Below are 7,526 nucleotides of genomic sequence, written 5' to 3' on the forward strand. Positions count from 1 at the left end.
GCTTTTCTCCTATTCCGGTTCAGCCTCTTCCTTTAATATGCTCTGGACTCGCTTCTTCCTTTCAGAACCCCTTCACAGGCTTCCCTTACCGACGCTTTTTTAGAAGTCGTCGCAATGCCCACATTCCACCACGATTCATAGCCGTCCGTCATTGTCTTCGGAAGCACTTTCAAGTCGAACAGACACGCCACGGTCCGGGTCTTCGCGTCTTCCAGTGCCGCAACCAGTTCTTCGATGGTTCTGCAGGTATAAGATTTCAGTCCGTAACCCTCCGCCACCTTCGCATAGTTTACCGGAATCAAATTGCCAGTGGGCTTCTTGCCGTCCGTATAGCGAAACTCTGTGGCAAGGCTTCCGATGCCATGGTTCATCTCCAGATTGTTGATACATCCAAAACCACAGTTATCAAATACCAGAATATTTACTTTCTGTTTCTCCTGCATGATAGTCATGATCTCGCTGTGGAGCATCTGGAAACTGGCATCGCCTACCACGCAATATACTTCCGTATCCGGCTCGGCAAACTTGACGCCCAGAGTGGCCGCCACTTCATATCCCATACAGGAATATCCGTACTCCGCATGATAGCCGCCCCTCTTGTCCGTAGTCCACATCCTCTGCATACAGCTGGGAAGGGAACCACCCGCGGTAATAATCACAGCATCCCGATCAATCGTTCTGCGGATTGCTGCGAGGGCTGCAGTCTGGGTAATCTTTCCCTCAGTCAGCCTTACGAACTCGGGGATGGTCCGGGGATCCCTCGCCTTAATCACAGGCTCGAAATCATCCCCTGTATAGGCAATACCGGATAAGCGCTCCATCTCCTCATCCCAGGCTTTCTTCGCCTCTTCGATTTCCGTAGTGTAGGCAGACCGATATCCTCTTTCGCGGAGCTTGTCTGCCAGAGCCTTTACCGTTGCCTTTGCATCGCCAACTGCCTTTACCGCATCCATTTTATAGGCATGGAATCTGCAATTATTGATGGAGACAAACTTCACATTCTTATTTTGGAAAAGATGCTTAGAACTCGTGGTGAAATCGGACATACGGGAACCAATGGAAATGACCACATCCGCATCCTTTCCAATGACATTGGATGCATAAGTTCCTGTCACGCCGATACCGCCAAGGCAATACGGATGACTGGATACACATGCGCTCTTCCCTGCCTGCGTCTCGCCAAAAGGAATGCCGAATTCTTCACAGAACTTCTCCACCTCTTCCCCGGCATCGGAATAACGAACACCGCCGCCTACGATGACCAGAGGTTTCTTTGCCCCCGCAATTACCTGCGCCGCATCCTCCAGCTCTTCTTCCACCGCAACCGGTCTGGTAATCCGGTGCACCCTCTTGGCAAAGAAGTATTCCGGATAGTCAAAGGATTCTCCTTCCACGTCCTGCGGAAGCGCGATGCAGCATGCCCCGGTCTCTGCAGGATCCGTAAGAACTCTCATCGCATTGATCAGCGCTGTCATCACCATCTCCGGCCTCGCGATGCGATCCCAGTACTTACAGACAGGTCTGAAAGCATCATTGGTGGACACTGCCAGAGAATAGCTCTGCTCCAGCTGCTGCAGCACCGGATCCGGCTGTCTGGAAGCAAAGGTATCCGCCGGGAATACCAAAAGGGGGATATTATTCACGGTAGCGGTTGCACATGCCGTCACCATATTGGCTGCACCAGGTCCCACCGAAGAAGAGCATGCGATGATTTTTCTCCGCTGATTCTGCTTTGCGAATGCAATCGCCGCGTGACACATTCCCTGCTCGTTCCTTCCCTGCATGACCCGCAGCCCGCCAGGTTCGCTGTCCAATGCTTCCCCAAGCCCCACTGCTATGCCGTGTCCGAATATCGTAAAAAACCCTTCCACGAACTTGGTCTCTTTTCCATCCACGGAAACATACTGGTTATCCAAAAACTTTACAATCGCCTGCGCGGTTGTCATTCTGATTGTCTCTGCCATTTTCTGCTCCTTTCTCTCCTAAACCCTGGCTATCATTTCGCCGAATTTCTCTTTTTCTTCTTTTATAAATGCCGTCACCTCTTCCGAATCCGGTAGGGAATCCGAACAGTTATTGCTGCGTACCATCATGGACGCTTCCGCAGAGCCAAATTCCAGACAATCGATAATCTCCCATCCCTGATACAGCCCGTACAGGAATCCGGATCCATAGCCATCACCGCCGCCGAATCCTTTCCTCGCCTCTACCGGGAAAGGCTTGATACTGAAGCTCTGTCCGTCACAGGTATATGCCGTAGAGCCTTTCATTCCATGTTTAATCACCACAATCTTCGCATTATGCCCCTGCCATAGCGCCGCGCTCTCCTCATCGGTCATGCCAGGTTGGATCAGCTTCTCAGTCAGGTCAAATTCTTCCCGGGAACCCATGATGATATCCGCCTCTTTTGCCACAATCGAATAGTAGATGGAGATCTCGTCACGATTCTTCCAGTTATACTCCCTGTAATCTATGTCAAAGATTACCCTGGTATTGTTTTTCCGGGCCAGCATGACCGCTTTGATGGCCGCCTCTCTGGACGGGCTTTCTGCCAGGGCCGTTCCGGAGATAAGAATCGCTTTTGTATTTTTAATATATTCTTCATCAATATCATCCACATGGAGCTGCAGATCCGCTATACAGTTGCGGTACATCAGTATGCTGCTCTCACTGGAGGACAGCATTTCCGTGAAAGTAAGCCCCAGCTTTTCCCCGCCTGTGCATCTGGTAATACGGGAAGTGTCGATGCCCTGCTCGTCAAAGTACTCGACTACAAAATCCCCAAACTGGTCGTCGGACACTTTGCCAAAAAAACCCGCCTTCAATCCATGCCTGGCAACGCCCACCGCAATATTTGCCGGAGAACCTCCCACAAACTTTTCAAACATGTGCACCTTCTTCAGCGGCTTGAATCCCTCTTTCACCTGATCGTTGTACGCAGGATTGAAATCAATCGCCACCCTTCCGAGGAGCACCAGATCCATTGGCCTTGATTCATCAAATTCGATATGATTCATGTTCTCCCTCCATTTCCTGATTTTCTAATTTTCTCAGCCCAATCAAGGAGTCTTTCCGCAATCAAGCCGTCCAGTTCCTGATAGGGCATGAGCATTTCCTCCTCTTTCCGCCCGTCAGGACTTTCCGGCACGAACTCCCAGGCGGGCACAAAGGAATAGTTCCGGCGGATATATTCTTTCACTTTCCGATTCATTTCCTCATCCGCGGAAAGCCGGTCCTCAAACATAGGCATGATCAGGAACCCGTCGCTCCCGGCGCCTTTATTACAGGCGGAATCCCTGTCAATGACCAGCTTAAAATACTCCGGAGCCGGAAGAAGCGCATGCTTCCCCGGCTGTACATACAAAACCGGATGGCTGCCTTCAAACTCCAGGACATTCTCTATCATGCTGTTCAGGAATTTCCCGTGAAAACTGCTCTCCACCCCTGTCACTCTGCCGTCGCCATCCAGATATACAAAAGAATGCTCCAGATCATAAAGGTGCTGGATGTCAAAATCATAGTAAAAGGCATATTCAATTGCGGTTCCGCCCTCCGGAACTTCGATGATACGCCTGCAGGACGGGCTCTTTGCCGTCTCATGGTATATGGTATAACCAATCCCCTGCAGGGAAAAAGGCTCTGCCTTATCATAGCGCAGATGCGGTACATAAGCCGCAGCGCAAGAAATATTTTCGTCTCTCATACTTTTCCTCCATAATCAAATCAGCCTTTTGGCTTCTTCGTATCCTCTCGCAGCAGCGCCCAGCCTTTCGCAGGCTTTTTTCCAAAGTAACGCGGAAGAAGTATATTTCAAAGAAAGGGCATCCTCCCTTCCATCTGTAAGATTGAACTTCGGATACCCTCTTTCTTTATCATATTTCTTTCAAAACCTCTGCTCTTCATCCGATTGGATTACAGGCTGTCATAATAAGCAGCTCTTGCATCCAGGATTTTCTGAAGTCCTGCATTTACCAGCTCCTCATAGCCGGACTGGTAAGTATCTTCAAACTGGTCGGACGGGCAGCAGATACATGTATAGACAAAGTTGATCATCCTTGTCTTTACGTCTGCGCCGTATGTCTGCTCATCCTCTGAAATATAACCGTAGGACGGGAAGATATACTTGCCTGTATTACATACATCATAGTAGTTCTTAAACCAGTCAGCGGATGAAATCCAATCTGATGCACGGTTATCGTACTGAACCTCAGCCATAAGGTCATAGTCATTTACCCAGTCAAAATTCAGGTTCATGATGCTGAGGTCATCAGGTGTTCCGGGATAGCCCTTCTCATTCCTTACATCCTCAGCCAGGTCAAGCGCAACACCGCGCTCGTCGGTCTCATGCTCAGGCGTATAACGGATGTTTACAGCCACTGAGGGATCGGCCATCCAGTTCAAGTACTTCATGCAGGCTTCTGCCTTATCAGCTGAAGCAGCGGGAACCATTACATACATTGCATGTCTGAACTCGAAAGGAGTCCTGTAGGAACCGTCAGGAAGTTCAAAAGGCAGAACAGGAACAAATGTCTCATGTCCTACTGCATTGTTCAAAACCTCTGTAGGATTCCAGATATGGGTGGTATCATCAAGCACGAATCCCACTTCACCGTTGGAAACGGCTGCCATGAACGCATCCTCCGAAGTGTCGGTAGGGAATTCCTGGGTGATCAGGCCGTCATTGTACCACTGGTTCAGCTGCTTAATACCTTCTTTTGCTTCCGGAGCGACAGCCATGTATGCTTCGTTGTAGATATAAGCCTTGCGCTCGTCCTCAAGAGGCACATAAGAACCGACAAAGTTCAGATACATCTTCTCTGTATCGCCGCGTCCGCTCATTGCCCAGGGAGTTCCAAGACCTTTTTCCTTTACGGCATACAGATACTCGCCGAGCTCTTCCTTAGTAGTAGGCATTTCCATCTGAAGCTCGTCCAGCCAGTCCTGGCGGATATAGGCCGTATGGCGGGCATTTGCGGTACCGCGCTGTTTCATAACTGCAAAACGCTTGCCGTCAACCTCGCCAATAGGCTGTGCCTCTGCACAGTAGTTGGCAATGTCAGCGCCGTATTTTGCATAAGCGTCTGTCAGGTCTGTCAGCGCTCCGTTACTTGCATAGTTATAATACAGAGCCTGATCGTAAGTAAACACGATATCCGGCGCCTGCCCACCCGTCATCATGATATTCAGCTGATCGTCGGAACCGGATCTGGGAACGGATACATATGTAACATTGATGTTGAACTTCTCTTTTACCTGGTCCTTGATCCACTGGGTCAGGGTGTTATCCTCCGTGGTGGTGCCGGGGGCGGCATTACCTCTGTCCCACACCATTACGCGGATGTCAGTCTCTTCCCCGAAAAGGTCGCCTGCCGCTTCGCCGCCTTCTGCGCTGCTTTCCTCGCTGCCTTCTGCGCTGCTTTCCTCGCCGCCTTCTGCATCCTGTGAATCCTCTATGGATTCCGCAGAACCGGATGAAGGAGGCTCGGAGGATCCGGAATCACCTGATCCGCCGCAGCCTGCAAGCCCTGCAGTCATTGCCGCCGCCACTAAAATCGCCAGCGACTTTTTGAGTAAATTCTTTTTTTGCATTTCTAATTACCTCCCTAAAGTTTTTTATTAAATTAACCAGGTTAGTTTAACCAGGTTAGTTTAACCTTTCACTGCGCCTACCATGATGCCCTTTGTAAAGAACTTCTGTACGAAAGGATATACGATCAGCATAGGCAGCATGGAAATCACGATACTAGCCGCCTTGATGTTTTCCGCCACCAGATTGGTGTTCACGCCTTCCTCCACGGATACGTTCACGGATTCAATAAACTGCTTCAATACCATCTGTACCGTATAAAGGGTAGAATCGTTGATATAGTACATAACGTCGTTGATACCGTTCCAACGGCCTACCGCATAGAACAGGCCTAAGGTAGCGATGGTGGGATATACCAGGGGAAGCGCCACGCTCATCAATGTCCTGAACTGACCGCATCCGTCAATGGTAGCCGCCTCATAGATAGCGGAATCGATTCCCTTAAAGGCATTGCACATGATGATCATATTGTAAGCGCTCAGCGCGCCGGGAATGATCAGAGCCCACACCTTGTTGATCAGGCCGAAATCCCTTACGTTCAGATATGTGGGGATAACACCGGGATTCAGGTACATGGTCATTACAAACAATGTCATGATCAGGCTGCCGCCAATCAGGTTCTTTTTGGAAAGCGGATAAGCCGCCAGAACCGTCATGATCAGGTTCACCGCTGTGGAACCCAGCATCAGCACAATGGAGTAGCCGAAAGCCCGGATAAAGCTGCCGCTGTTCACGGCTCTGACGTAGGCCTCTGTATTAAAGCCTACCGGCAGGATAAATACCCGTCCTGCCGTAATGGCATCTTTGGAACTGAAAGACATGGCGACAACCCGTAGAATCGGAACCATGGCAATGCAGGTAACAACGATGAAGAACAATGTCCAGAAAAATTGGAATATTTTCTCATTTTTACTATTCAATGCATTCATTACATAATTCCCTCCTGTCCCATTTTCTTGATCGCTGCATTAGCGGAAAGCACCATGACCACGCCTACCACCGTCTGGAACAGGCCTACCGCCGTCGCGAAGTCAAAGCGCCCTGCCGCAAGACCTACGGAATATACGTAAGTACTGATAACGTCGGCGGCATCCCTTACCAGCGTATTTGCCATCATGTAAGGGCGGTCGAAGCTGATGTTTACAACCTTACCGATCTGCATGATCAGAAGAACAGTAATGGTGGAAGAGATCTGGGGCAGCGTCACATGCCAAATCCTCTGAAGCCTTGTAGCTCCGTCTATGTAGGCCGCCTCACCCAAGGAAGCGTCCGTTGCCATCAGCGCCGCCAGGTATACGATCAGGGAATAGCCTGCCCCCTGCCAGACGCCCGCAAACCAGTAAACGAAACGCCAGATACTGGAATTACTTAAGAATGCCACTGAGCCGAGCCCCATCACATTCAGGATATTGTTCACCAGGCCGCTGGCTGAAAACAGCTGGGTCACGATACCGGAAATGATAACCCATGATAAAAAGTTCGGCAGGTACAGCAATGTCTGCGTGGTCTTCCGCACTACGCTGCTCCGGAGCTCGTTTAAGAATATCGCAAGGAATATGGGAATCGGGAAACCTATGATCAAATCACCCAGATTCAGGATCAGAGTGTTTTTCAGTGCGCTCCAGAAATCTCTGGACGAGAACACTTCATTGAAATTGGCAAATCCGATCCAGGGGCTGTCCCAGATACCCTGAAAGATATTAAATTTTTTAAATGCAACAACTACGCCTAACATTGGTTTATAATTGAATAAAATCATATAAACCACCGGAACCACAAGCATTGCGTACAACTGCCAGTTATTCTTCAGGTACAGCTTAAGATTCACTTTTTGTCTTTGAGCTTTCTTTCCCATGTAACCTCCTCCTAGTATAATGATGATATAGCCACAAGAGCTATACAGTTAATAAGTTACAAAGTCATATCTGATGAATAGCTG

General features: G+C 49.5%; 6 protein-coding genes. All 6 read right to left on the bottom strand.

The genetic code is table 11. The features are described from left to right. Window positions 1–32: 32 nt before the first annotated feature. The 6 genes from iolD to NFS35_RS15105 all read right to left on the bottom strand — a co-directional run bounded on the left by iolD (window position 33) and on the right by NFS35_RS15105 (window position 7,442). Window positions 33–1,964, bottom strand: coding sequence for a 3D-(3,5/4)-trihydroxycyclohexane-1,2-dione acylhydrolase (decyclizing) (iolD, locus tag NFS35_RS15080; protein ID WP_251207949.1), 1,932 nt, complete (start codon window positions 1,962–1,964; stop codon window positions 33–35). A gap of 18 nt (window positions 1,965–1,982) precedes the next feature. Beyond that, window positions 1,983–3,017 carry a 5-dehydro-2-deoxygluconokinase gene (iolC, locus tag NFS35_RS15085; protein ID WP_251207950.1) on the bottom strand — a complete coding sequence of 345 codons (1,035 nt, stop codon included), beginning with the start codon at window positions 3,015–3,017 and terminating at the stop codon, window positions 1,983–1,985. After that, window positions 3,014–3,703 carry a hypothetical protein gene (locus tag NFS35_RS15090; RefSeq protein ID WP_251207951.1) on the bottom strand — a complete coding sequence of 230 codons (690 nt, stop codon included), beginning with the start codon at window positions 3,701–3,703 and terminating at the stop codon, window positions 3,014–3,016. The genes iolC and NFS35_RS15090 overlap by 4 nt, the downstream gene beginning before the upstream one ends. A gap of 209 nt (window positions 3,704–3,912) precedes the next feature. Beyond that, on the bottom strand, window positions 3,913–5,589 hold the full coding sequence (locus tag NFS35_RS15095) for an extracellular solute-binding protein (protein ID WP_251207952.1): 1,677 nt from the start codon (window positions 5,587–5,589) through the stop codon (window positions 3,913–3,915). A 60-nt stretch (window positions 5,590–5,649) separates the two neighbouring features. Next, window positions 5,650–6,516: a carbohydrate ABC transporter permease gene (locus tag NFS35_RS15100; RefSeq protein ID WP_251207953.1), complete on the bottom strand. Its 867-nt coding sequence runs from the start codon at window positions 6,514–6,516 to the stop codon at window positions 5,650–5,652. Then, complete coding sequence (locus NFS35_RS15105; RefSeq protein WP_251207954.1) at window positions 6,516–7,442, bottom strand: ABC transporter permease; 927 nt, start codon at window positions 7,440–7,442, stop codon at window positions 6,516–6,518. The genes NFS35_RS15100 and NFS35_RS15105 overlap by 1 nt, the downstream gene beginning before the upstream one ends. Window positions 7,443–7,526: the final 84 nt, after the last annotated feature.

Source organism: Acetatifactor aquisgranensis (assembly GCF_943193215.1).
Taxonomy (GTDB): domain Bacteria; phylum Bacillota; class Clostridia; order Lachnospirales; family Lachnospiraceae; genus Acetatifactor; species Acetatifactor aquisgranensis.

What these genes read in the sequence shown, in the direction of transcription:
- iolD (WP_251207949.1), bottom strand. Translation starts at nt 1,964, where the DNA reads ATGGCAGAGACAATCAGAATGACAACCGCGCAGGCGATTGTAAAGTTT.
- iolC (WP_251207950.1), bottom strand. Translation starts at nt 3,017, where the DNA reads ATGAATCATATCGAATTTGATGAATCAAGGCCAATGGATCTGGTGCTC.
- NFS35_RS15090 (WP_251207951.1), bottom strand. Translation starts at nt 3,703, where the DNA reads ATGAGAGACGAAAATATTTCTTGCGCTGCGGCTTATGTACCGCATCTG.
- NFS35_RS15095 (WP_251207952.1), bottom strand. Translation starts at nt 5,589, where the DNA reads ATGCAAAAAAAGAATTTACTCAAAAAGTCGCTGGCGATTTTAGTGGCG.
- NFS35_RS15100 (WP_251207953.1), bottom strand. Translation starts at nt 6,516, where the DNA reads ATGAATGCATTGAATAGTAAAAATGAGAAAATATTCCAATTTTTCTGG.
- NFS35_RS15105 (WP_251207954.1), bottom strand. Translation starts at nt 7,442, where the DNA reads ATGGGAAAGAAAGCTCAAAGACAAAAAGTGAATCTTAAGCTGTACCTG.